The organism is Pseudomonas sp. IAC-BECa141 (assembly GCF_020544405.1).
GTDB lineage: Bacteria > Pseudomonadota > Gammaproteobacteria > Pseudomonadales > Pseudomonadaceae > Aquipseudomonas.
The window spans coordinates 4399022-4422734 of the sequence record NZ_CP065410.1 but is presented as its reverse complement, the minus strand read 5'-3'; the positions used below and the strand labels follow the sequence as shown (position 1 = coordinate 4422734).

Sequence of the window (23713 nt, the reverse complement as noted above, 5' to 3'; positions counted from 1 at the left end):
GTTTCTTTAATCGGATCAATCGTCTATTCGCGTCTAGGCTTAGTCTGAAGATCGCAGTAGTCGGGCAGGTGCCTGGCATAAGGATGTGAATGAACAAGTTTATAGTTCTGTTGGGTGTGTTGGTGTTGGCAGGGTGTACTACCAGCGCCAAGACCCATGCGGTGCGCGGAGTTAGCGGCATCGAAGTCGATTGCTCGGGTTTGGGGTCGGGCTGGGAGAGGTGTCAGAAGCGCGCAGCCAAGGAGTGCAAGGGTGCAGGTTATAAGGTGATTACGCGATCTGATGATGCCCGGGATGAGGATGAGTTTCCCTTTGGCTTTAATCCTGCCGGTTACGTAACTCGAACAATGCTGGTGATTTGTCGGTGAGTGAGCGTTGGCCTGCTTGCGATCCGATGCCCTGAAAATGGGCGTTTCGGCGAGCGGAAAGATATGTCAAGCCCTGGGCTGTTCAAAATCTTCAGGGCGTGCTAAAACCTTTCAAGCGCTGATCTAGCTGCTTGAAAAAGAAGGGAAAAATATGACGAAGTCGGAGTTGATCGAACGAATTGTCACCCATCAGGGGCTGCTCTCATCCAAGGATGTGGAGCTGGCCATCAAGACCATGCTTGAGCAAATGTCCCAGTGTCTGGCTACGGGTGATCGCATCGAGATCCGTGGTTTTGGCAGTTTTTCATTGCACTATCGCGCGCCGCGTGTTGGGCGTAATCCGAAAACCGGCCAGTCCGTCAGCCTTGATGGAAAATTCGTCCCGCATTTCAAGCCAGGCAAAGAGCTGCGCGATCGCGTGAATGAAGAAGAGGAGGAGGGGGCTTGACGGTCACCGTTACGCAAGGAGTCGCTTATGAGTAATCTCAAGCGCATTTTGTTTTCCGTTTTAATTCTATTGCTTGTGTTGGCGATCCTTGCGTTCGTTCTCGAAAATCAGCAATCGGTCTCCCTGTTGTTTCTTGGTTGGGCAGGACCACAACTTCCTATATCAGTGATTGCGGTTGGTGCATTTCTGGTGGGTATGCTGATCGGGCCGGTTTTTGGCTGGTTTCTGGGACGTTCGTCCAGGGCCTTACGCAAGCGTCTGGTCTGATTGCAACATGGAAGGAAAGGCGAACTAAACTTTAGCCACAGCTTGTCTATATCCATTAGTAAAACGTTCATTAAGCTGTAAAATGCTGTGCTTGTCCGATAGTGACGTATTCCCACATCGGTACAGACTGACTCTGTCAGAAGTCACAGCTAGCTGATGGCTTTTGCATTCATGGATTAGACAGCGCTCGGTTGGCAGCCCTGTCAGCAACTCAAGGGTATGGTTTCGCGTGAAAATTCTAGTAACCGGCGGCGCCGGGTTTATCGGCTCAGCTGTTATCCGTCATATCATCTCCAATACTACCGACGCAGTGGTAAACGTCGACAAGCTGACGTATGCCGGTAACCTTGAGTCGCTGGCCGAAGTCAGCGGAAACTCGCGTTACACATTTGAGCGCGTCGATATCTGCGATCGTGAGCAGATCGACCGCGTTCTGAAGGAGCATCAACCGGATGCAATCATGCACTTGGCGGCAGAGTCCCATGTAGATCGCTCTATTTCCGGTCCTTCCGAGTTCATCCAGACCAACATCATCGGTACTTACACCTTGCTGGAAGCCGCGCGCCATTACTGGGCGGCGCTGGATGATGCCCGCAAGGCCGCTTTCCGCTTCCACCATATTTCGACGGATGAAGTTTACGGCGATCTGGAAGGCCCGGAAGATCTCTTCACGGAAACCACCCCGTATCAGCCAAGCTCGCCGTACTCGGCCAGTAAAGCCAGTTCCGATCACCTGGTCCGCGCCTGGGCTCGTACATATGGTTTGCCGACGCTGGTCACCAATTGCTCGAATAACTATGGTCCTTGCCACTTCCCCGAGAAATTGATCCCGTTGATCATTCTCAATGCCCTGGAAGGCAAGCCGCTGCCTGTCTATGGCAAAGGTAATCAGGTTCGCGATTGGTTGTATGTCGAAGATCACGCTCGCGCGCTGTACAAGGTTGTTACAGAAGGCGTCATCGGTGAGACCTACAACATCGGCGGCCATAACGAGAAACAAAACATTGAAGTAGTTAATACACTGTGTGCACTACTCGATGAATTGCGCCCGAATTCCGCACACCGCCCGCACGCGAGCCTGATCACCTACGTTCAGGATCGCCCGGGTCATGATCAGCGTTATGCCATCGACGCCAGCAAAATCCAGCGCGAGCTGGGCTGGACGCCAGAAGAGACCTTCGAAACAGGTATCCGCAAAACAGTTGAGTGGTATCTGAATAACTCTGAGTGGGTGTCGCACGTGAAGAGCGGTGCCTATCAGCAATGGATCGATCAGAACTACGCAGATCGCTCTGACAAGGCATGAAAATTCTCCTGTTGGGCAAAAATGGCCAGGTAGGTTGGGAGCTGCAGCGTTCGCTATCGCCACTGGGCGAGCTGATAGCGCTTGATCGCCATGCCGATGATGGATTATGCGGCGACTTGTCCAATCTGGAGGCGCTTCGCGTCACAATTCGAAAGCTCAAGCCAGACATCATTGTCAACGCTGCAGCTTATACTGCTGTCGACAAGGCTGAAGTGGAGGCGGTGCTGGCCGATCGCGTGAATGCTCAAGCCAGCCAGCTCATGGCGGAGGAAGCCAAGGCTCTGGGGGCTGGTTGATTCATTACTCGACTGATTATGTCTTCAATGGCCAAGGCTCCAAGCCGTGGAAGGAGTCAGATCCAGTCGCCCCGGTGAATCAATACGGCGCAAGTAAGCTGGCTGGGGAGCAGTCGATCATTGCGTCGGGCTGCAAGCATCTGATTTTTCGCACGAGCTGGGTGTATGCCGCTCGCGGCAATAACTTTGCAAAGACCATGTTGCGCCTGGCTAAAGACCGTGAAACGTTGAACGTGATTGATGATCAGGTCGGCGCCCCTACAGGAGCTGATCTGATTGCCGATGTCACCGCGCTGGCCATCCGCCAGGCTGCGGAGCGGCCAGAGCTGTCAGGTGTGTATCACCTCGCAGCGAGTGGCGAAGTGTCCTGGTACGGCTACGCCAGCCATGTGATTGCATTTGCGAGGGGTAATGGCGAGGAACTCGCCGTCAAGGTGGTCAATCCGATTGATTCCTCCGCTTATCCCACGCCCGCGCGTCGGCCGCTGAATTCGCGACTGAATACTCAGAAGCTGCGTGACAATTTTTCTCTACACTTGCCGGATTGGCAAAGTGGTGTAACCCGAATGCTTAGGGAAGTTCTGAACAAATGATTACGACAAATCGTAAAGGCATCATCCTCGCTGGCGGCTCGGGCACACGCCTGCATCCGTTAACCCTTGGCGTGTCGAAGCAGATGCTGCCGATCTACGACAAGCCGATGATCTTCTATCCGCTATCTGTACTGATGCTGGCGGGAATGAGTGAAATTCTGATCATCTCCACACCGGAAGATCTGCCATGTTTCCGCAAGTTGTTGGGTGATGGCAGCCTCTACGGTATCAAGCTTACCTATGCCGAGCAGCCTAGCCCGGATGGTCTGGCTCAAGCCTTCATCATCGGTGAAGAATTCATCGGCAAAGACCCTTGCTGCCTGATTCTTGGCGACAATATCTTCTATGGTCAGCATTTCTCGGATAATTTGCGTTCGGCAACTACTCAGCAGAAAGGTGCTACGGTCTTCGGTTATCACGTGTCCGATCCAGAGCGTTTCGGTGTTGTCGAATTCGACAAAACGGGTCGTGCTCTGAGTATTGAAGAAAAACCGCTCAAGCCAAAATCCAACTACGCCGTGACCGGTCTTTATTTCTACGATAACGATGTCGTCGAGATTGCGAAGAGCATCAAGCCATCGGAGCGCGGTGAGTTGGAAATCACTGACGTCAACCGTGCGTATCTTGAGAGAAAGACACTGAGTGTTGAAATGCTCGGTCGTGGGTTCGCTTGGCTCGATACAGGTACACACGATTCGCTGCTTGAAGCCAGCCACTTCGTACACACCATCGAGCAGCGTCAGGGGCTCAAGGTGGCTTGCCTGGAGGAGATCGCGTACCACAATGGCTGGATCAATGCTGAGCAGCTGGGTGCGCAGGCTGATGCGCTGAAGAAGACGGGATACGGACAGTACTTGCAGAAACTCTTGGAACCAACTAATCGCTGAAAATAGCGATTTGATGCAAAGGATGTTTCGTGAGTGCTCGAAAAAACCATATGCCAGTAAAACCCCGAATCGCTGTTTTACTGGCGGCTTATAATGGCGTGCACTGGTTAGAGGAACAGATTGAGTCAATCCGCCACCAGACGGCGGTGGACCTGACAATTTACATCAGTGTCGACCCTTCCTCTGATGGTACCGAGCAGTGGTGCGCCGCTTGTGCGGCCGAGCATACCGAGGTGGTTCTCCTGCCTGTCTCCGAGAAGTTCGGAGGCGCTGCCCGTAACTTTTTCCGTCTGATTCGCGACGTTAGTTTTGAAGGCTATGACTACGTAGCGTTTTCTGATCAGGATGATATCTGGGATACGAACAAGCTCGATCACTCTGTCCGGATGCTTCAGAGTCATAATGTTGATGCGTATTCCAGTAACGTCACCGCATTTTGGCCAAGCGGCAAAACTCTCTTGTTGGACAAGGCGCAACCTCAGGTCGAGTGGGATTATCTATTTGAGGCCGCGGGTCCGGGCTGTACTTATTTGATGAGCCGGAAAGTCGCCGACCCGTTAAAGGCATTAATGCTGCAGAGTTGGGAAAAACTTCAATCTGTTTCCCTGCATGATTGGTATGTTTATGCGTTTGCCCGAAGCAGGGGGTTTGAATGGTTTATCGATCCTCGCTCAACACTGCGCTATCGACAGCATGAAAGGAATCAGGTCGGTGCGAATGCTGGGATAAAGTCGCTTATTTCAAGATATAAAACCATTCAGGATGGTTGGTGGTTTTCACAGGTCAGGTTAATAGCTGCGCTAGTGGGTATGAACCAACATCCATTTTTCAGTTCATGGAAAATGATGGGAAGGTTGGAGTTTCTGACGCTATCCCTGCATGCCTGGAAGTGTCGTCGCCGTTTGCGAGATAAAATTCTCTTTTTCTTTGTCTGTTGCCTCCGGGCTGTGAATCGGGGGAGCTGAAATTTGATCTTGAAAAGTCTTTGCTGCTCGGAGGGGCGACAATTGCAGCAACGATAACAAAAGGGTGACTTGGAAGTTGATTTTTTTGTGGGCTTTAGAGGGGCGATGGTATGAGTTTTTTTCCTTGTTTTGTTTCTGTTGTTTTTGTCGTCAGGAATCAAGCGCTGGATCTTGAAAAGATTATCACGGATGCTACTAGTGTAGTCTCTGAAGTCGTGCGTGATTACGAGATTATTATTGTAGATAATGCTTCTGAAGATGAAAGCATTTCAGTAATGAAGCGACTGACAAGTGAAGATGGCATTGCCAATCTGCAAGTTTACGCACTGACAAAAGAAGTCGATTCAGATACTGCGTCGTGGGTTGGGCTAGAAAGTGCTTTGGGTGACTATGTCGCAGTAATTGATCCGCTTGTCGATAGTATAGAATTTTTGCCATCAATGCTGCAAAAGGCAATTGATGGAGTTGATGTCGTCTTTGCAAATAACGAGAAAAAACCTACTCATAGCCTCGGATACCGAGCAGCTTTCGCCGTTTTTCATGGTATGTACAATCATTTCAACGGAGTTCACCTTGCTAAAGAGGCGCCGCAGTTTAGGCTGTTGAGCAAGAAGGTAATTAATTTTATTTTGCAACATCCTCAGTCAGCCATGACATATCGCCATCTGCCGGCGACGGGAGGGTTTTCACAGGTTCGACTTTCGTATAGCGCGCCACCTAAGGCATCTCAGCCAAAACGACTGGCAGAAAGTATTGATAGAGGGATGCGATTGTTGGTATCCACTACCAGAGCACCTATGCGACTTGTCACTTCTCTCTCCTTGTTTGGGGCGATGGCGAATTTACTTTATTGTGTTTATGTTATTGCAGTAGGCTTGTTTAAAACTGATGTTGCTCCAGGGTGGATTAGTGTCTCGCTTCAACAGTCAGGCATGTTTTTCCTGATTTCTTTAGTGCTGTTTGTGCTTGGCGAATATATCCTGCATATGGCGAGCCTTTCTAACGAAGCACCGCTATATCATGTGGCTCAGGAAATGACGAGTTCGAAAGTTACGCGCCGTGAAAAGTTGAACATAGAAGAAGTGTCCGCCTATTCCAAACGAAACACAAATTCAGATGATGAGCAAGTTGATAATGCCAATGTCTGAAACGGATTTCGACGCAGTAATTATTGGTGGCGGCTTTTATGGCTGTGCCATCGCTATCTATCTTGCAAAAAATCGCGGATTTAAAAGAGTGCTTTTAGTAGAAAGAGAATCGTCTCTTCTCCTAAGAGCTTCTTACAATAATCAAGCGCGTGTGCACAATGGCTATCATTATCCGCGAAGCTTCACTACCGCTTACCGCAGCCGCCTGAATTTGCCAAAATTTGTGCGAGATTGGCCTGAAGCCGTAAATCAAGAGTTCACAAAGCTGTACGCTATTTCTCGACGAAACTCAAAAGTCACCGCAAAGCAATTTGTTCGTTTCTGTACCGATATTGGTGCGGAAATACAAACAGCCGATCCGGCAATGCGCAAGCTATTTGAACCTCGGCTGATTGAAGATGTTTACTTGGTCAAGGAGTATGCTTTCAACTCAACTTTGATTGCCAATAAAGCACGGCTTGAACTGTTAGAGTCAGGGGTTGACCTGTTGCTTGATACCCAAGTGGCATCCATCTCCAAGGCAACATCCGGAGAACTCTCCATCGCGATTTGCGATACGGGCGGAGAGCGTAAAGTATTATCAAGTCGATATATTTTCAATTGCAGTTATAGCGGGATAAACCAATTGAAGGGTGATTTTCCAGGTGTAAAAACGGAGTTGAAGCAGGAAATTACCGAAATGGCGCTCATGAAAATGCCTGCTCCTCTGGCAGATTTGGGTATCACCGTGATGGATGGGCCTTTTTTTTCGTTAATGCCTTTCCCCGCAAAAGGGCTTCATACGTTATCTCACGTTCGATACACGCCACACCTTCAATGGCGTGATGAACCCGGGATAAGTCCTTATGAAAAACTCAGCGATTATCCGCGGATTTCACAAGTAGACCGTATGGTGCGAGACGTGTCCAGGTATCTTCCGTCGCTTTCAAAGGCGCAGTACGTTGAATCATTGTTTGAAGTAAAGACGATCTTGATGAAAAACGAAAGTGATGACGGTCGTCCAATCTTGTTCGAGAAATATGAAGACTTACCGAGATGCTTTTCAATACTTGGTGGAAAAATCGATAATATCTATGATGTGCTGGAGAAGCTCGATGCTGAACATCTTGACTAAGAATAAGTTCAATCTTTTAGCTTTATTTTTTATGGTGGTCGTGGCCACGTTCAGCTATCAGTTTAATTATTTCAAATTCTCCGACCAGTATTTTTTTGATAATTTCGACAAGGGGTCTCAGGCGTTAATCCTAGGGGGATTACGGCTGATAACTCCGGACTTGCCAAAGATGGTGCCCATATAGGTTTTATCTCGATTGGGCAGAAATTTGATTACGCAAAAAATATGCTGGACGCTTATCCTGTATTTGCCGGAGATGCGTCTGGTAAAGATATATATTTTTCACCCTACAAATCGCAATATGGTATTCAGGGACTTTTCTTTTCAACGGCATATGCTTTGCTTGGTCTTGATAGCATCGATAAGTTGCAACTTATTAATTCTGTATTGTTTGCTTTAGTTGTTGGTGTTCTTTCACTATTGTATTCGAAAGTCTACAGTAGTCGCTTTGCATTGGTTTTTTTTGTCGTAATGATTAGCTCTCCATGGGTCGTTGCATTTGCCAGAAATCTTTATTGGGTTCCGGTGCTTTGGTTTTTACCAGCAGTTTTTTCAGCTTTAGCATACAAGTCTATTGGGAATGCCAAAAGACTGGCCTACTGCGTACTGACAGGTTTGGCAGTTTTTATAAAGAGCTTGGCGGGATATGAATATCTTTCGGCGATTACTCTATTTGCCTGTTCCATATTTATCGTTGCACCGTTTTTTAGTAGGCAAGAATCTGATTGTCGTCGCAATCTGAAGTTCTTTTTATTAACGTTTTCGTTTTGCGTGGTTGGTTTTATTTTTGCACTATTGCTTCATGCTGGAATGCGTGGAGATACTATCGTCGCTGGTCTGCAGAACATTTTCGAGCAAGATGTGAAGCGACGAACCTACGGTGATCCATCTACTTTTGATGATGTTTTCAAAGCATCGCTTCAAAGCTCTCCATTTGATGTAGTGCAGCGCTATATTAATGTCTGGGAAACTCAGCTTTTCTTTTACTTGCCTGGTGCTGCTTTTAAGTGGCTGATACTGATATCTTTGGCGGGCCTTCTTTATGTATCTATTTCCAGTCGGAAGTTTTGCGCAAAGAACAGTGTTGTGTTTTTAGTGTTTTTTGCTGCTTCTGCATCTTGGCTGGTCTTAGCTAAAGGCCACTCTTATATCCACACTCAATTAAACTACGTGCTGTGGTATTTTGGTTTTGTTCAAGCGTTAGCGTATATTACGATCTCTTGTCTAATTCTTTGTGTTCAGGATCTGTGGCAATCGGCGAAGCAGCGCTCATTTTATAAGCCTGCGTTATTGGTTTGTCATATTTTAGTACTGCTTTTGATGGTGGTGTTCGGGGCGAATTACGAGCGTGGAACGTTGTTCGAGGAGACTTTCGCGAATCTACTGGCGGATCCTGGTCGTGAGATTAAAACTTCGGTAGGTATAATGGTGAAAGTCACCCAGCAAGGAGAGTTGGCTTTTTACTCCCACGACTGCAGTCAGTTAGACACAAGTAAGACATTTTATCTGCATGTATACAAAAATGGCGCGTCATCAAGTCCCAATCAATATGAAAATCTGGATTTCGAATGGAAGCGCTTTGAATTGCCCTCGCCGTTGTGGCCCTCAAAATATGCGGCATCGTGCGCGGCCCTGGTAAAACTGCCAAATTACAGTGTCGAAAAAATTGATTTTGGCCAGTATACCGTTTTGGGTAATTCCATAAATATCATTTGGCGTGACTCAATGGTTCTTGATAAGCAGGCAAACAATAAAAAAATCGTTGCATTTAATATGACGGACTTGAACTGGGTTAATGGAGTTTCTGGAGTTCGGTTTTTCGTTAAAAATAATTTTTCAAATAGACAGTCTCTATTTCTTGATGTTGGACTGAATTTTTCCGCCTCTGGCTTTCGTAAAGTTACTGCGCTGGAATATAGCGATCAATTTATTAATGTGACAGTTAGTGGTAAGACCTTAAGTCCAAGTCTTGATGGCTACCCGAATCTTATTGAGGTTCGGTAATGAAGGTCAATGTTTCTTAAATGGAGGGTAGAATGGCTAATGCACTTATCGGTTACAGTGGTTTCGTCGGAGGAACACTGCAAAATCAAACCCATTTTGATTTTCTTTATCGCTCCACGAATATTGCTGAAATTCAGGGTAAGGAATTTGACACTGTTGTTTGCGCCGGCGCACCTGCGCAAAAATGGATTGCCAACTCCCGACCTGAAGCTGACCTAGAAAACATACTGGGGCTTATTGATATTCTCAAGAGCTTAAAATGTAAAAAATTTATTTTGATAAGTACAGTAGATGTTTTCATGCATGCAGTAGCTGTCGATGAAAATACACAGATTAACGAGATTGACCTTCATCCCTATGGTCTTCATAGACGGCTACTTGAGAAATTTGTAGAAGAACAGTTTTCCAACCACCTGATTGTAAGGTTGCCTGGCTTAGTAGGACCGGGGTTGCGAAAAAATGTTATTTATGATTTTTTGAATAATAATAATGTTGAGTCTATCGACAGTAATGCGGTTTTTCAATTTTATCCTATGGTTAACCTTTGGTACGATATATCGATAGCAGTTAATGCAAATCTAAAGCTTGTTCATCTGACAGCTGCTCCCATATCGGTTGGTGATATATCAAAATCCGGTTTCGGCGTGGAATTTCAGAATACTAATGATAAGCCATCCCCTGTTTACGATATGCGAACTATACATGCTAGTCTTTTCGGTGTGAAAAGTAATTATCAATATAGTTATCGTGAAACAATTCAGGCGGTCAGAGCTTACGCGCAATCCGAGCCAAAGACCAAGGGGTCTGCTCTATGAGGATTTCCATTTCAAATATAGCTTGGAGCGTTGAACACGACGAAGCTGTTGCGAGTATATTGAACAGGTTTTCGGTTGATGCTATAGATGTGGCTCCGAGTAAGTATTTTTCGGAACCTGCCAAAGCTCGAAGTTCAGACATATCGAGTGTCAGAGATTGGTGGAATTCTAGGGGCATTGAAATAGTCGGCATGCAGTCCTTGCTTTTCGGAACTACCGGATTAAATGTATTCGGCACAGATGAAAGTAGAAGTGAGATGATCAAGCATCTGTCTAATATATGCCGGATCGGGGAAGGGCTGGGTGCAAAGCATTTGGTTTTTGGATCCCCCAAAAACAGGGATCGCAGCGGATTAACGGATGCGGAAGCCGCCTCAATTGCAATTCCTTTTTTCCGAAAACTCGGAGACGTAGCCGGAGAGTATGGCACCACTCTATGCCTGGAGCCGAACCCTGTCTGCTATGGTGCAAACTATATGGTAACCAGTGCTGAAACCGCGCAGGTCGTCCGCGAAGTCGATCATCCATTCATCAAGATGCAGTTTGATACTGGAGCGTTGACGATTACTCGTGAACAGCCCTCAACGGCTTTGGAGCAGTTTGCTGATCTGATTGGCCATGTTCACTCCAGTGAGCCCAACCTGGTCCCGCTTGGCGATGGTGCCACTGACCATAAAGTGATGAGCCGTGCACTTCACGATTACTTACCGAAACATATAGTCTGTATCGAGATGTTAGGTCAAAAAAACGAGCCAAATATTGTATCGATTGAGCGTGCCTTGGGCATTGCTGTCGGTTGCTATCGAGAAAATATCTCCGGATGTTTATCATGAAATGGCTTATTTTGATCGTAGGGATTTTGTCTAATGCATCCGCCAGTGTATTAATTAAAATGGCCATGATGGCGCCGCGTAAGTTTCCTTCGTTTACTGACCCGCTCGCGGCGTTGGCGAACTGGCCATTTTGGCTTGGCTTGGGATTGTACGGCGCTGCATTCCTGTTGTATGCAGCCGCGCTAGCGCGCCTACCACTGAATATAGCGCACCCTGTTCTTACAGCCGGTGCAGTTGCAACGGTCGCTGTTTCCTCTGTGGTTATTTTTAGAGAGCCGTTTCATACCACTACAATAGCTGGAATAGTATTAGTAATTGTCGGTGTGTTTTTGATCACACTTCGCTCGACTTAATGGTAATAACGAACATGAAAGTAGACAAAATGGTTGATGAGCGTTTCAGTTGGGAGGTGCCGGCGTACGAGGAAGCCTTTTGGCAGGGGCGTGTAAAACCTTGGTGTGTTGTGATTCCCGTCATTAACGAAGGTGATCGAATTAGAAATCTTCTTGAAAGAATGACACATCTGAATATCAGTGAGATCGCAGATGTCATTATTGTGGATGGTGGGAGTACGGATAACTCTCTCGCTCTAGAGTTTTTGCATAATAATAACGTTCGCGGTTTGTTGATCAAGCGCGGTCCAGGGAAGCTGAGTGCGCAGTTACGTTGCGCATATGCTTTCGCTCTTGATCAGGGCTATGACGGAATTGTAACTATCGACGGTAATGATAAGGATGATCCAGAAGCGATCCCGAGATTCATTAGCGAGCTGGAGAAAGGAGTTGATTTCGTTCAAGCGTCCAGATTTCTGGAGGGGGACTTGCTGAAAATACGCCGAAATCCAGAGATCTGGCCATCCGGCTGATTCATGCACCCTTACTAAGTATTTCTTCAGGGTTTAAATGGACCGACACTACTCAAGGTTTCCGCGCTTATAGTCGGAAAATGCTCTTGGATACTAGAATTTCACCATTTCGTAGTGTCTTTATGACATATGAACTGCTTGCCTATCTGAGTTATATAGCCCCCAAACTCGGATTTTGGTGCAAAGAGTTGGCAACGGTAAGGCGTTACCCTGTCGGCAAAGTTCCGACAAAAATTAACGGCATGAAGGGGAATTTTGCAGTTTTGGCCGTATTGTTTCGTGCATGCAGTGGTTACTACAACCCGAAATAGTGTTCTTGATATTGATTTGTAAAGCGGGGTAAAGATTGCTTCTTACCCCGTTTGGATATTAAGCGTTATATTATTTTCCGGTAGATTTCAGGCTATCAATGTACCAGTTTATTGTTTGTGTTAAACCTTCGTGAAGGCTGAACTCTGCCTTCCAGTTCAGTTCTCTTTCTGCAAGTGAGCAATCAAGTACATTGATGGGAACATCAAAAGCTCTTGCGGGTGAGAAATTACATTCCACCACGTTGTGAGTTATGCTCTCAATAAGCCCGATCAAGGTGTTGAGTGAAGTTCCTTCACCTGAGCCAATATTGAAAATTGTTTCTGAACCTTTGTATTGAAGGGCTTTTGAAAAAGCATTGGCGATATCTTTTATGTATATATAGTCTCTTGTGACTGAACCATCACCCCATATATCTATCGCTTTTCCTGCTGTAGCTCTGCTAACAAAGGCGGCGATTGCTCCTTGTGCAGTTTCAATTCTTTGTCTTTCACCATAAGGGTTGGCAACCCTTAAAATTACCGGTTTGATATTGTGAAGCTTCTTATACAGATATAGATATTTTTCAATAGTCAGTTTGCTGATGCCGTAAGAAACTTCTGGATCGGTAGGGTGACTTTCCGGTAGTGGGCACTGGATAGGTTTGCCATAAACCGTTCCTCCAGATGAAATAAAGACGATCTGCTCTACTTTTTGCTCTACCATGACATTCAGCATGTTTAGAGTTGCGATGACATTAGTTTGAATGTCATAAATTGGATCATCGTTAGACGATTTAGGTAGGGTAGTAGATACCAGGTGGAGTACGCCATCTACGCCCCGGATTGCTTCTTCAAGGTCGTGTTTGCTCTGAAGATCTCCAGAGATCCATTCAACGTCCTCATGGGATTCAAACGTGCGGTACGGCGGGACACGTGGTCGCTCGAAAATACGCAGGCTGTGCCCCTCTTCGAGGAGCTTGTCTGCTATGTTCGAGCCGATGAAGCCCCCGCCGCCAAAGATTACGTACTTCATAATTTATTCCAATTTTTCATGAGATTTGGATGAGGTCCGCATAAACGCCCGACAGTACGCTGACATAGGCGTGCAGTGGTTCACCCGCTATCCTTCCTGCGCCCCGATTGTGGGCTGGCTCACCACCCAATGCAAGGTACGACTTAAGCTGTTGGGCCAGCTCTTGGGCGTTCCCAGGCTTGAAGACGGTTACATTGTCCTCCTCTCCAAGATATTCAGTTATGCCTGTTACATCGCTGGCAATCACAGGGGTGCCACAAGCCAAAGCATTCAAAAGAACCAATGGAGCGTTTTCCCTCCAGGTTGAGGGTATGACGAGTACATCCAATGTGCTCAAAATATTGCCGATATTTTCATGAGGGAAAGTTCCCACGAAGCGTATTCGGGGGTCGCCTTGAGAAATAGACTTTAGCTTTTTCAGGTAATCAGGGTTTTGTTGAATGTCGCCGTAAATTAGAAAGTCGGCATCGATATTGGGGATTAATTTGATTGCCTGTATAAGTACATGGCAGCCTTTATGATCAGACAGCGTTCCAATGAAGCCGATTGCAGCGCGTTTTTTCGCTGTATTGATCAAGTCCGGCGCGACCGGGTAAATGATCGGAGGCTGAATCCCGTATTTTAGTCGTCTGATCTTCTGTTGTGGGACCCCGGCACTGATGAGCAAATTCTCTATAAATTGGGTCGGCGGGAGGATCTGGTCGATTTTGAGCAGCGCTTGGGAAATGGTCTGTTCTCGATCGCGTAAATCGGTCATCGCCTGAGCGGCACTCCTCAGTCGTGTTCTTACAAACGCGGGGGCAAGGGCCACTATTGTTGAAAACAGGAGCTGAGGAGTCATCGCTGAAATCTTTCTAACAATACCCCTTCTGTTGTTCACGACTATGTGTTTGAGGCAGTTTCCGGCCAATAAGCTTGGCCCGGGGCATTCATTTTTGCCCCATGGCTTAACCAACTGGCAGGAGCGACAGTTGATCCAATAATCTGTGGGCGTGTACACCGTCGGAATCTTGCTATCAATGCAGGCCTGAAGCGCCGATAAAGTCAGATTCTTGAGATGGAAGAAGTGCACCAGATCCGGTTTGATCTGCTCGAGCAGATTCTTGAATGGCGTGTATACCGATGGGTTGTTGTATTCGTTCACTACAATTGTGCTGGAGAATTTTCCTGCGATGTAAGGAATCTCCAACTGATGTACTGTGAAGCCCTTGTGATTATAGGAGCGGGTTCTCAGCGTATCTTGCGCCCCAAGCTGTGCAGTTACAATTTCTACCGCATAACCTTCTTCTTTTAACGCTTGAGCGGTCGACAAGGTAAGCACTTCTGTTCCAGCAGAAAAATGCGGGAAAAATTGATGGGCGCACAATAGAATGCGTTTGCCATTGGCAATAGCCAAATCACTGTGCATGATAAGCAACGATGTCCATGTCGATATATCCAGTCATTTTTACCAAGGTCGTAGTTCTCAATTCGTCTGAATGTTCGAAAGTTGTAGTAGTGCTCGGCGCCCATTATAGTCAGAGCGAGTGTCATGTACTGTTATAGGGCTGGCGGGATCCGAGTATATCGCCAACCCCAGCATTTCCGGCATGGGTTTGTCTAAACCTGATTTTAGAGTAACAACTTCTTCCCATTGATCGCCGGGCCTCAATTTTTCAGACTTCGAGAGTGCCGAATCCGATTTGTCGAGAATCTGCGCGTCTTTATCCAAGAGGTGAACAGCCAGTATATATCCCTTGGGAAGAGGTTTTATCAGTTCGAACGCCAGTTCGATAGTGTTACTGCCTGAGTCGTTTTTCAGAGACTTTGCAGCAATAAGACGCAGGTTTTCACCAAATATAGGTGAGTTGTTTAAAACATGGTTTCTTACCAGCGAGGTGCATTCATCCGACTGGCAACCTCTAGGGGCAAACGCCGCAGGTAGTGTGTTAAGCGCCAGGATCAGAGCACTTGCTGTTACGAGATAAGCAAGTGAGCGGACGTTGTAAGCTGAGGACAGCGCGTTTGAAACTGTGGTTTTGTTGATGCCAAGAATAAACTTGCGGCACGGATTTTCTACTGCTTTGTGCATGAGAAAAGCCATAGAAAGGGCAATAGCCCAATAACCTGTAGTCTGAACGATGAGCGGAACATGACTGAAGTACAAGATGTTGGACTGGTACCACTGAAATATTGTCATGTGTACCAGGTACAGAGAGAAACTTATTTCACCCAGCAGTACCAGAAAAGGGGCGGAGAGCGCTTTTGAAAATATTCCTTTGCCCAAGGCGAAAATAACAATTAAAGCTGCAAATACCGGGAAGCTCCCCGATTTGATCAAGTAATAATTTATGACACTTCCGAAAGTGCTGTGAATTCCAATATACATTATAAGCTTGGGGGTCAGCCACATGGCGACTACTGCCAAGCAGATGGCCAGTAATTCGATTACGGAAAAAAGGACGCCTGTTTCGCTCTTGATGCGGTGATATATTGTTTTATATACGCCACAAGCGAGAATTCCCGCAAAAAACTCGACGATTCGGACAAGCGGATTTACGTAAAGTAATCCCATCAGGCTGACTTGGGGGGCTCCATCGTCTGCTGGGAGGTTCCAGGCAACGGCGAATCCGAAAAACAACGCCGCGATTGTACCTAAAAACAGTATTTTTATTTTCCATCCCGGTATAAGGCTGGAAATTAGAAGTGGAAAGCTGAAGTAAAAAACATCTCCGTAGAGATGCTCCAGGCGACACCGTTAAATGTCAGATACACATCTCTTAGCGGTATAAGTGATTGAATTAGAAATATGTTTGCTACAGCAGTGAAGGCAGCCTGTAAATGTGTCAATCCTCCGAGGTTGAGACCTGACGTGAGCAGGTAAAGCAAAATGATTGCTGCAATATGTGCTGGCCAGATACGTGCAATTCGGGCTTTAAAGAAATGGGAGAGTTCTTGGCGCGATGATAGAGAGGGGTAGTTATAAGCAAGGATAAAGCCGGAAAGTACAAAAAAGAAAGATACACCTTGTGCCAAGGATAATGTAGTTGCCAGACCCAGTGAACCGAAGGCGCCGTGAGTATGCCCCAATACAATCATCGCGGCGGCAAAAAAACGTAATGATGTCAGGGCGTCAAGTTTTACTGTCGCATGCATAACATGAATCCTGTGAGCTTGATATTTGATGCGAATTTTAAAAAACTTGTCAGGGCCCTCCTTGGCCCTCGTTGATCAAGCTATCTTGTTAGACGCAGCTGCTGTTTTTGAATACATGGCAAATGTTTCCCTCGCCATTAATTCCGGCGTCCGTTCGTAGTTCGTGGTTTTCGCCAGGTCATAGAGGACTTTCGGGTTGGCAACCCAGGCCGACAGCTTTCGATACAGGTCTTCTGCGCTGCCACGATCGAAGATCTCTCCGTTTACGCCGGCTTCAACGAACTCCGTCATCCCGCGCACATCCGAAACGAGTGCCGGGGTATGGGTTGCGAGAGCGTTCAACAGTACCAGCGGGCTGTTTTCATACCAGCGCGAAGGAATCACTAAAGTGTCCATGTCACGCAGGATGTTGACCATGTCCTTGCTCTCGAAAACGCCGCGGAACTCGATTTGTGTGCCGGCGCTTTTGGCTTTCAGCTCTTCCATGTATGCCGGATCCTGATCGGTCGGCCCATAGATCAACAATCGTGCACTGCCTTTTGGCAATCGATTGAAGGCATCAATCAACAAATCTGTACCTTTGTGCGGTGCTATCTGGCCAATGAAACCAATCACGGGTATGTGGTCGGCGTCTCGTACCGGCTTCGGTGTACGATCGACGTCGATGCCGAACCACAAGGTTTTCATAGGTACCTTGATGTCGTTTTTGACGTAGGCTTCCCTTAAAAAGGTGGTTGGGGCGACGGCTCCCGCGTAAGAACCGTTGTAGAGGGCACCCAGGATGTCAGGTCGCTCTGCGATGTAGTCGATCGTTTTATCGAAAACACTGTTTTTCACGCCCGGCAGTTTTCGTAGGGCGGTGACAGCGCTCGCGATCAATTTTGCTGAAGTGCCATTATTTGCGTATTTGATCCAACCGTCTTTCGAGGTGCGCGCCGTCTCTTTCAAGTAGCACGCCACGCAGTTGCTGCGAGTCCTGGACGGGCCTGCGCAAAGTGCACCATCGGCGGCTTCCAGCTTATTGGTCAGGCAGAAGCCGAAAAAGTCCGTGAAAGTTGCATAGGTTGGAATGCCCAAAGCCTTGGTGGCTTCGAGCAAGGCGCTGGTATGGTTGATCAAGTGCGTGACGTGAACGATGTCCGGTTTCAAGTCGGAGAGGATATCGGTCAAGACCGGGCGCATTTCTGCCTAGTAGTACGTTTCCTTGATGTTGGCATGAGGGATTTTGTTTTTGTCGATAAGGACAACTTTAAAGCCTTCATGCTCATAGGCAGTAATCAGCTCCGCTGCCGCGGGTTCACCCTGAAACAAGGCGCTGACGATGACCACCTCGTGTCCCCAGTTGCGGTAGTTCTTGGCCAGTTCCAGCGTATAGGTCTCTGTTCCGTAGAAGTGGTCAGGAAAGAAACAGTGCACAAAAAATACGATCTTCATTGTTTGGTTTCCGCCAGGGTCTCGGCATAGATCTGGTCGTAGTTCTCAATCATTGCTTTGATCGAGAAGTGAGCCTGCGCTCTCTCGCTGTGGCGGTTGGCAATCAAGGTTCGACGTGCGCTGTCATCCAGCAGGTTGACGATGATGTCCGACAGTTTGTCTGCGTCACCGTAAGGTGCCAGCAAGCTTGTATCGTCGACAATTTCACCGATTGCACCAATGTCGTACCCGACGACGGGAACGTGCATATTCATTGCGAAAGGGCTGACCTGGCCGAAGCTTTCTTTCCAGACCGGTGCCACAAACAATTTCATACGGCGGTACAGGTCCGGCAGTTGCCCGTAAGCCACATAGCCGGTGAACTCAAAGTTATCGGTCAACCCCGCAGCGTTTACTGCTTCCTTGAACGTCTCCATCAGGCTGCCGCCGCCGACAATCAGTACGCGAGTCTGAGGGCGCTTTTGTACGGCTTTGATGAACGGCGTAATGGAATCAGCGTTGAGTTTGTCCGTCTCCAGTCGATAAACCATGCCAATTGTGTCGGTCGCCGATTGGTTGGGAGCGTCGGCTTCAAAGATTGAGAAGTCAGAGCCAGGGTATACCGTTGCGTTCGGTGCCTCGGCAGTACCAAATACATTGCGCACATAGTTACTGACATAGACGTACCGCTTGATGGCCGGCGATACATAGGGAGCCACGGGTGTATTGATGTTCTGAATGACTGGAATGCCGAGTTGTTGTGCAGCGCGCATGGTTTGGTCATACCAGGGTTCGTCGCAATCACCCCAGTAGTGCATGTGGATGGCGTCTGGCTGCAAGGTCTGCAGATATTCGACAAAAGGCGCTTCATCTGCAGACAGTTTGATTTCCTTGATGGTAATACCGGAATAAGCCGCTGGATTTGGTGCGAAACTGGTCAGGATGCTTTGATCGAACCGACCGCCCAGGTACTCGTAGATGTCCACCACCAGACGAGAGGAGCCCCCGGTCATGAAGTTCGCAATCACATGCAGCACTTGCGGCCTTGCTGCGTTGAGCGAGGTCGGTTGCTTGACGATGTAGGTGTCTTGGTTGATGTCGAAAGTCTTTTCGGTGACCTGCGTGGCGGCAGGTTCGCGCTTGAGATTTTTCTTCAGAGCTGAAACTGCCGGACTCAGCAAGCGTCGAACCGGTGTTGGTGTCACCAAGGAAGCCAGTACGTAAGCCACGCGAAGGTATTTTTTCAGGTCGCTGGGCTGAGCTGCAAACGCTTGACTCAAACGGAACAAACGGCTCCGGGCAATGGTTTGCAAGCGTTGTTCACGCTGTGCAACTTCAGCATTCAGCAGCTGGACAATCGCGTTTTTCTGCTCCAGGTGCTGGTTCAGGGCGTTGATCTGCTCTTGAGCTGCATTGGCCTCTTCCCGAGCTGCATTGGCTGCCGCCCTGGCCTCTTCCAGAGCGGCCTTGCTGGCGTCTGAAATAATGGACTGCAGTGCCGCATCCTTCTGCAGGATCACCTTATTCAGACGCGCGGTTTCGGCGACGATACCTGGTACTTTCGACAATTGAGAGTCGCGGTCGCGAAGGTGTTGGTGCCACCATTGCGGGGTGCGATTCTGAGCGTTGGAAACATACCGTAAGGCATAAGCGCATGAGGAGGCGAGCTCGACAATGGCACCGAGCTCGGACAGGCCGAAATCAGTCGGTTTGTCGAGCGAACCGATTGACGAGCGCCAGTCTGCACCAAGCGCTTTTTCTGCGCCGGCAACACCTGCACGCCAATACTCCACAGCCTTTTGATAGTTGCCTGCGCCCGACTCGATCAAGCCAAGATTCAGGTACGATCGAATCTGCTTGGTGATCAGTGTCGGGCTGTACTGCAAGCAGTCGTATGCCACGCAGCGTTCATACAGTTCGATAGCGCGAGCCGTATTGCCGACGACCTGCCAGAGTTGAGCCATGACGAACGCCAGCGACACTTTCCAGCGCAATTGCTGGGGGGAATGGTCGAGTTGGTTCATGTATGTGTCGGTGCCTTGGGCAAACACTTCCAACTCGCTCACCGTCAGCGTTGAAGCTTGCAGGAGCTGATAGGCCTGAATGCAGAGCGCCGCGCCGAGATCGGGAGATGTCGACGACGCCTGACTGGCTGCTTCGCGGGACAGTTCAAGCAGTTGCTGACGATCCTCGATGCGGTCACCTATCGTGACCAGTCCTTTTACCAGCCAGGGGTTGGCGTAATCGTCGAAGCGCGTGACTTTCCACTCGGGATTTTCCGGATAAAGGTCATACGTGCTTTCACGGTAAGGCACTGTCGCACCCAGTGTCGGCGATTTCATCCCGACCAGAATGCACCATTCGCAAGACGGATCTTTTTCGATCAGTGTCTTGGTGTCGACTTCGTACATTTCACGAACGCCGACTGCCCATTCATAGGAGTTGTTGATTTTCGGTTTGTATTGATCGGCGGTCTGAGCGTACGCCGCTTCAACAATGAAGTCCTTCTCAAGTTCCTTGAGAATGCGTTCCCACGTATAGACATGGAAATGGAATTCGTTCGGATCCTCTCCGGTTTCATCGGACCAGTCATTTGGAACAGAAAGCACAATTCGCCCTGAAGGGCTGAGGACGCGGTAGAACTCGGCAAGCAGGCCGACCGGGTCCGGAACGTGCTCCAGTGTTTCAAATGATGTGATCAGGTCGATTGAGTTGTCCGGAATATCGTTCAATGCTTCCGGCAACCAGCCTTCTTTGAAGGTCAGTTGTGGATTGACGGCGGAGAAATTCTTTTCTGCGTATTTGATCGCGTAGTTGCTTCCGTCAACACCCAGGATCGAACTGGCGTCCGAGCAATTGAACAGGGTATAGGCGCCATAGCCCAGTCCGCAGGCCGCATCCAGGACACGGTCGCCATTGCGCACATAACGACTTGCCAGCAAGTAGCGAATGATATGGCCATCGGAGCGACTGCCAGGTTCGCGCGTCATGTCCATATGCAGGTCGCGCTCTTCTTTAAGCGCTTCCAATGGATAAATGGCTGCGGCTTCCTTGGGCAGTTTTTCAAGTGGAATCGCGATTTTGCCCTGTTCGTATTGCAGGGATTGGTAATCGTTGACGCGATAGTAGGCCGGATGTTTTCGAGCGCCGTTGTCGAAAAACACCATTTCCCAGGCTTTGCGAGCCTCTTTCGTATCGGGTTCAGTGCGAGTATCCAGGAACAGGAAAATATTGCGCCGAGAAACTCTTGTCGCCTCAATGGCCAAGCGCTGAAGCGACAATTCAATGTCGTCAGCACGGGTGGTGATCAGAACCGTCGAATAGCTCTCATCGCCCAATGGCAGATCGTCGCTCTTCCATTCGATGAATCGACCCGGTAGCTGGGCATTGTAATTGCCGACTTCGGCTCCCGGGTAAACGCTGGAAACCTGGACGCCTTCCAACAGGAACGAGCGTAGCAGTTCTGTATCAGGCAGGCCGATATGCAGCAGGTTGCCATTGCCACAGGCGGAAAGTACCTGCGACACCAGTTGTGCGCGCTCTCCCGCTGTCAGCGAGGTCGTGTGTGCTTCGGCGGCCGAGCAAATGTTTGTGTCAGAGATAGTCATAGGCTCAGCCCTTAATTTCATTTGCTTTCATGCGAAGATCCAATACACCGCCGAAGTGATACTCCCGTGGCTTGGTTGCCACCGTGAAGAATGCTGCTTCGTCTCTCCAATGGAGAATGCGTTGTTCTGCGTAGTAAGGTTTGCCTTCCTGGGAAACGGCCGCCTGAATTTCATAAAGGTTGGCGCCCAGGCTGCATTCAAATTGAAAGTCCACCGATGATTCCGTGCCTGCGGAGAACGTCTTGTTCCAGAATGTTTCGCCCGTTGCCAGGTTGGCGGCAATGGCCATGTCCTGATTCAGTGTGCCCCACGAGTAAATCTTGACGCCTTCCTTGTTGCGTAGACGCAGACTGACGTTTAGATGCTCAAGATCCACATTGCTACGGAAAGAGACCCGAATGACGGCGATGTCTGTTGCGTAAAAAACCTGAGTTTCCTCGCCTGCTGCGTTGAGAACCCTGACATCCAGAATTTCCGCGTCCTGATTCCCGAAAGAGAAACGATCCGCTGTTTTCGATTCAGCCTTCTCTGTCTGGCCGCTGTCTTTCTGATGCTGAACCGCTTTATCGGAAAGACTTTTGGTCAGCTGTTGCAGGTAAAGACTTTCCTGTTCGTGCAGGTTTCTGCGGTAGTCGAGAATGACGTCAGCCGATGAACCAATGCTTTCGATTTTGCCGTTCGATAAAAAAATTGCTCGCTGTGTCAAAGTTCGAACGGATTCTTCATCGTGAGAAACGAACAGCAGAGTAGTTCCGCTGCTTGTGAGCTTTTCAATGCGTTCATAGCAACGTTTCTGAAACAGCGCATCGCCGACGGCGAGAGCTTCGTCGACGATCAGGATTTCGGGTTTCAGGTTGGCCTGCACAGAGAATGCCAGGCGTACAAACATGCCGCTTGAGTAGGTTTTGACGGGCTGGTCAACAAATTCCCCGATATCCGCAAATGACAGGATGTCGTCCATCAGTTCGTCGGTCTTGCTTCGGCTCAGGCCATGAATCGCACAGTTCAGATAAACGTTTTCCCGCCCGCTGAACTCCGGATTGAACCCGGAACCAAGCTCAAGCAGTGCGGCAATACGCCCGTCAACATTGACCGTTCCGGTAGTTGGCGTGAGCGTGCCGCAAATGATCTGCAAGAGTGTGGACTTGCCCGATCCGTTTTTGCCAATGATGCCCACGGACTCACCACGTGCCACTTCAAAGTTTATGTCCTTCAGCGCCCAGAATTCATGGTGAAGCTTTTTCGATGGCAGGATCATCTGGAGCAAGCGGTCGTGTGCTTTCTCATACATGTTGAAACGCTTTGAGAGGCCATTGACGTGAATGGCAACATCTTTAGAGGACATCAGCAAAGCCTGCGCGAGTTTTTTGAAAGAATGCAAAGCCGAGGCAGCAAATGACGATCCCGACGATGTAGCTTGTGCCGAGTGTATGCAGGTCGGGAATTTGACCGAAAAGCAGGGTTGCACGGCCATTCTCGATGATGGCCGTCAGGGGGTTGATGTAGAGCCAGCCACGGTACTCTTCCGGCAGGGCGCTGATCGGGTAGAAAACAGGTGAAAGGAACAGCAGGGCCGTTGCTGCCATGCCGGTTACCTGGCCTATGTCGCGAATATAGGCGCCGAGCGCGGACAGGATCCAGGACAGACCGATCACCATCAGAATCAACGGGAGCAGGACCAGCGGAAAAAGGAGCGCAGTAAGTGGAATCGAATGGTTGAATACCATTTGCGCAACCAAAAGGACTGAAAGGCTGACACATAGATGAAACAACGCATTCAGTACGGAAGTCGGTGCGAGGGTTTCAATAGGGAAAACCACTTTTTTTACAAAGTTGACATTACTCGTGATCAGTTTCGGCGCGGTATTTATGCACTCAGCGCAGAATGCATGAATGATGAGGCCGGTAAAAAGGATCAGCGCGAAATCGACTTTGGAGCCTGTGGCCGCGCCACCTCCCCACCGGGCATTGAATACTGTTGAAAATACAAACGTGTATATCGCGAGCAGCAGCAGCGGGTTTATGAATGACCATGCCACGCCTCCGACAGAACCGCGGTAGCGAGAAGAAATTTCCCGTTTCGTCAGTTGAATGATCAACTGGCGATTCCTGATCGCACTCGTCAACATTCTCAGGGGCGACGTTGGAAATGAATCATGCATGTTCAAGGCAATAGCTCCAATGGCAGCCGTTCTTTATGTCGAAAAATTTTATGAGCGGCGCTGAATATTTCGTGCGTTGGGGACGATGGCCGATCCAGGGATCGCGTAGAAGTCTCTCCCGTTTCATGCTCGCCGAGGCTCGTGCATCGACATGCGTTGACGA

At 48.6% G+C, this 23713-nt stretch carries 22 protein-coding genes and 1 pseudogene; 14 read left to right on the top strand and 9 right to left on the bottom strand.

Annotated features, from left to right (window positions below):
• Positions 1-89 precede the first annotated feature (89 nt).
• The 14 genes and pseudogenes from I5961_RS20180 to I5961_RS20115 all read left to right on the top strand — a co-directional run bounded on the left by I5961_RS20180 (position 90) and on the right by I5961_RS20115 (position 11909).
• A complete protein-coding gene (locus I5961_RS20180; protein ID WP_085699939.1) occupies positions 90-368 on the top strand; it encodes a hypothetical protein in 279 nt (92 codons plus the stop codon).
• Positions 369-519: 151 nt separating this feature from the next.
• Entirely contained in the window at positions 520-816 is a 297-nt protein-coding gene (gene ihfB, locus I5961_RS20175) for an integration host factor subunit beta (protein WP_007950920.1), read from the top strand.
• A 27-nt stretch (positions 817-843) separates the two neighbouring features.
• Positions 844-1083, top strand: a complete 240-nt coding sequence (locus I5961_RS20170; protein ID WP_227233180.1) for a LapA family protein — start codon at positions 844-846, stop codon at positions 1081-1083.
• Between the two features lie 229 nt (positions 1084-1312).
• Positions 1313-2389: a dTDP-glucose 4,6-dehydratase gene (gene rfbB, locus I5961_RS20165; protein WP_085704346.1), complete on the top strand. Its 1077-nt coding sequence runs from the start codon at positions 1313-1315 to the stop codon at positions 2387-2389.
• A pseudogene (gene rfbD / locus I5961_RS20160) lies at positions 2386-3278 on the top strand (dTDP-4-dehydrorhamnose reductase). Before rfbB ends, rfbD begins: the two are co-directional and overlap by 4 nt.
• Positions 3275-4165 (top strand): glucose-1-phosphate thymidylyltransferase RfbA, encoded by an 891-nt coding sequence (gene rfbA, locus I5961_RS20155; protein ID WP_085704350.1) that lies wholly within the window; start codon positions 3275-3277, stop codon positions 4163-4165. The pseudogene rfbD and the gene rfbA overlap by 4 nt, the downstream one beginning before the upstream one ends.
• A gap of 50 nt (positions 4166-4215) precedes the next feature.
• Positions 4216-5130, top strand: coding sequence for a glycosyltransferase (locus I5961_RS20150; protein ID WP_085704352.1), 915 nt, complete (start codon positions 4216-4218; stop codon positions 5128-5130).
• A gap of 110 nt (positions 5131-5240) precedes the next feature.
• Complete coding sequence (locus tag I5961_RS20145) at positions 5241-6278, top strand: glycosyltransferase (protein WP_227233179.1); 1038 nt, start codon at positions 5241-5243, stop codon at positions 6276-6278.
• Positions 6271-7392 carry an FAD-dependent oxidoreductase gene (locus I5961_RS20140; protein WP_227235623.1) on the top strand — a complete coding sequence of 374 codons (1122 nt, stop codon included), beginning with the start codon at positions 6271-6273 and terminating at the stop codon, positions 7390-7392. Before I5961_RS20145 ends, I5961_RS20140 begins: the two co-directional genes overlap by 8 nt.
• 225 nt (positions 7393-7617) lie before the next feature.
• Positions 7618-9396 (top strand): hypothetical protein, encoded by a 1779-nt coding sequence (locus I5961_RS20135; RefSeq protein WP_227233177.1) that lies wholly within the window; start codon positions 7618-7620, stop codon positions 9394-9396.
• A gap of 32 nt (positions 9397-9428) precedes the next feature.
• Positions 9429-10211: an NAD-dependent epimerase/dehydratase family protein gene (locus I5961_RS20130; RefSeq protein WP_085704360.1), complete on the top strand. Its 783-nt coding sequence runs from the start codon at positions 9429-9431 to the stop codon at positions 10209-10211.
• Positions 10208-11044: a sugar phosphate isomerase/epimerase family protein gene (locus I5961_RS20125; RefSeq protein WP_085704362.1), complete on the top strand. Its 837-nt coding sequence runs from the start codon at positions 10208-10210 to the stop codon at positions 11042-11044. Before I5961_RS20130 ends, I5961_RS20125 begins: the two co-directional genes overlap by 4 nt.
• Complete coding sequence (locus I5961_RS20120) at positions 11041-11397, top strand: multidrug transporter (protein ID WP_085704364.1); 357 nt, start codon at positions 11041-11043, stop codon at positions 11395-11397. The genes I5961_RS20125 and I5961_RS20120 overlap by 4 nt, the downstream gene beginning before the upstream one ends.
• Positions 11398-11411: 14 nt before the next feature.
• Positions 11412-11909 (top strand): glycosyltransferase family 2 protein, encoded by a 498-nt coding sequence (locus tag I5961_RS20115; RefSeq protein WP_227233175.1) that lies wholly within the window; start codon positions 11412-11414, stop codon positions 11907-11909.
• A 381-nt stretch (positions 11910-12290) separates the two neighbouring features.
• On the opposite strand, the gene I5961_RS20110 is transcribed toward I5961_RS20115, so the two are convergent.
• The 9 genes from I5961_RS20110 to I5961_RS20070 form a co-directional block, all read right to left on the bottom strand.
• Positions 12291-13232, bottom strand: coding sequence for an NAD-dependent epimerase/dehydratase family protein (locus I5961_RS20110; RefSeq protein ID WP_085704366.1), 942 nt, complete (start codon positions 13230-13232; stop codon positions 12291-12293).
• 16 nt (positions 13233-13248) lie between these two features.
• Positions 13249-14640: a glycosyltransferase gene (locus I5961_RS20105; RefSeq protein WP_085704368.1), complete on the bottom strand. Its 1392-nt coding sequence runs from the start codon at positions 14638-14640 to the stop codon at positions 13249-13251.
• A gap of 57 nt (positions 14641-14697) precedes the next feature.
• Complete coding sequence (locus I5961_RS20100; protein ID WP_227233174.1) at positions 14698-15786, bottom strand: acyltransferase family protein; 1089 nt, start codon at positions 15784-15786, stop codon at positions 14698-14700.
• Between the two features lie 125 nt (positions 15787-15911).
• Positions 15912-16367: an acyltransferase family protein gene (locus I5961_RS20095; RefSeq protein WP_227233172.1), complete on the bottom strand. Its 456-nt coding sequence runs from the start codon at positions 16365-16367 to the stop codon at positions 15912-15914.
• Positions 16368-16442: 75 nt separating this feature from the next.
• Positions 16443-17537, bottom strand: a complete 1095-nt coding sequence (locus tag I5961_RS20090) for a glycosyltransferase (protein ID WP_227233171.1) — start codon at positions 17535-17537, stop codon at positions 16443-16445.
• Between the two features lie 18 nt (positions 17538-17555).
• Entirely contained in the window at positions 17556-17801 is a 246-nt protein-coding gene (locus I5961_RS20085; RefSeq protein WP_227233169.1) for a hypothetical protein, read from the bottom strand.
• Positions 17798-21388 carry a glycosyltransferase gene (locus tag I5961_RS20080; protein WP_176247765.1) on the bottom strand — a complete coding sequence of 1197 codons (3591 nt, stop codon included), beginning with the start codon at positions 21386-21388 and terminating at the stop codon, positions 17798-17800. Before I5961_RS20080 ends, I5961_RS20085 begins: the two co-directional genes overlap by 4 nt.
• A 4-nt stretch (positions 21389-21392) precedes the next feature.
• A complete protein-coding gene (locus I5961_RS20075; RefSeq protein WP_227233168.1) occupies positions 21393-22733 on the bottom strand; it encodes an ABC transporter ATP-binding protein in 1341 nt (446 codons plus the stop codon).
• The gene (locus I5961_RS20070) at positions 22723-23556 is read right to left on the bottom strand and encodes an ABC transporter permease (protein ID WP_085704378.1); all 834 of its coding nucleotides are present in this window, start codon (positions 23554-23556) and stop codon (positions 22723-22725) included. Before I5961_RS20070 ends, I5961_RS20075 begins: the two co-directional genes overlap by 11 nt.
• Between the last annotated feature and the right edge of the window lie 157 nt (positions 23557-23713).

Coding starts and splice junctions, on each gene's coding strand:
- I5961_RS20075 (WP_227233168.1), bottom strand. CDS start 22,733: ATGTCCTCTAAAGATGTTGCCATTCACGTCAATGGCCTCTCAAAGCGT.
- I5961_RS20145 (WP_227233179.1), top strand. CDS start 5,241: ATGAGTTTTTTTCCTTGTTTTGTTTCTGTTGTTTTTGTCGTCAGGAAT.
- I5961_RS20080 (WP_176247765.1), bottom strand. CDS start 21,388: ATGACTATCTCTGACACAAACATTTGCTCGGCCGCCGAAGCACACACG.
- I5961_RS20085 (WP_227233169.1), bottom strand. CDS start 17,801: ATGAAGATCGTATTTTTTGTGCACTGTTTCTTTCCTGACCACTTCTAC.
- I5961_RS20125 (WP_085704362.1), top strand. CDS start 10,208: ATGAGGATTTCCATTTCAAATATAGCTTGGAGCGTTGAACACGACGAA.
- I5961_RS20105 (WP_085704368.1), bottom strand. CDS start 14,640: ATGCACAGTGATTTGGCTATTGCCAATGGCAAACGCATTCTATTGTGC.
- I5961_RS20130 (WP_085704360.1), top strand. CDS start 9,429: ATGGCTAATGCACTTATCGGTTACAGTGGTTTCGTCGGAGGAACACTG.
- I5961_RS20170 (WP_227233180.1), top strand. CDS start 844: ATGAGTAATCTCAAGCGCATTTTGTTTTCCGTTTTAATTCTATTGCTT.
- I5961_RS20135 (WP_227233177.1), top strand. CDS start 7,618: ATGCTGGACGCTTATCCTGTATTTGCCGGAGATGCGTCTGGTAAAGAT.
- I5961_RS20150 (WP_085704352.1), top strand. CDS start 4,216: ATGCCAGTAAAACCCCGAATCGCTGTTTTACTGGCGGCTTATAATGGC.
- I5961_RS20140 (WP_227235623.1), top strand. CDS start 6,271: ATGTCTGAAACGGATTTCGACGCAGTAATTATTGGTGGCGGCTTTTAT.
- I5961_RS20095 (WP_227233172.1), bottom strand. CDS start 16,367: ATGCATGCGACAGTAAAACTTGACGCCCTGACATCATTACGTTTTTTT.
- I5961_RS20110 (WP_085704366.1), bottom strand. CDS start 13,232: ATGAAGTACGTAATCTTTGGCGGCGGGGGCTTCATCGGCTCGAACATA.
- rfbA (WP_085704350.1), top strand. CDS start 3,275: ATGATTACGACAAATCGTAAAGGCATCATCCTCGCTGGCGGCTCGGGC.
- I5961_RS20120 (WP_085704364.1), top strand. CDS start 11,041: ATGAAATGGCTTATTTTGATCGTAGGGATTTTGTCTAATGCATCCGCC.
- I5961_RS20115 (WP_227233175.1), top strand. CDS start 11,412: ATGAAAGTAGACAAAATGGTTGATGAGCGTTTCAGTTGGGAGGTGCCG.
- ihfB (WP_007950920.1), top strand. CDS start 520: ATGACGAAGTCGGAGTTGATCGAACGAATTGTCACCCATCAGGGGCTG.
- I5961_RS20100 (WP_227233174.1), bottom strand. CDS start 15,786: ATGGGATTACTTTACGTAAATCCGCTTGTCCGAATCGTCGAGTTTTTT.
- I5961_RS20180 (WP_085699939.1), top strand. CDS start 90: ATGAACAAGTTTATAGTTCTGTTGGGTGTGTTGGTGTTGGCAGGGTGT.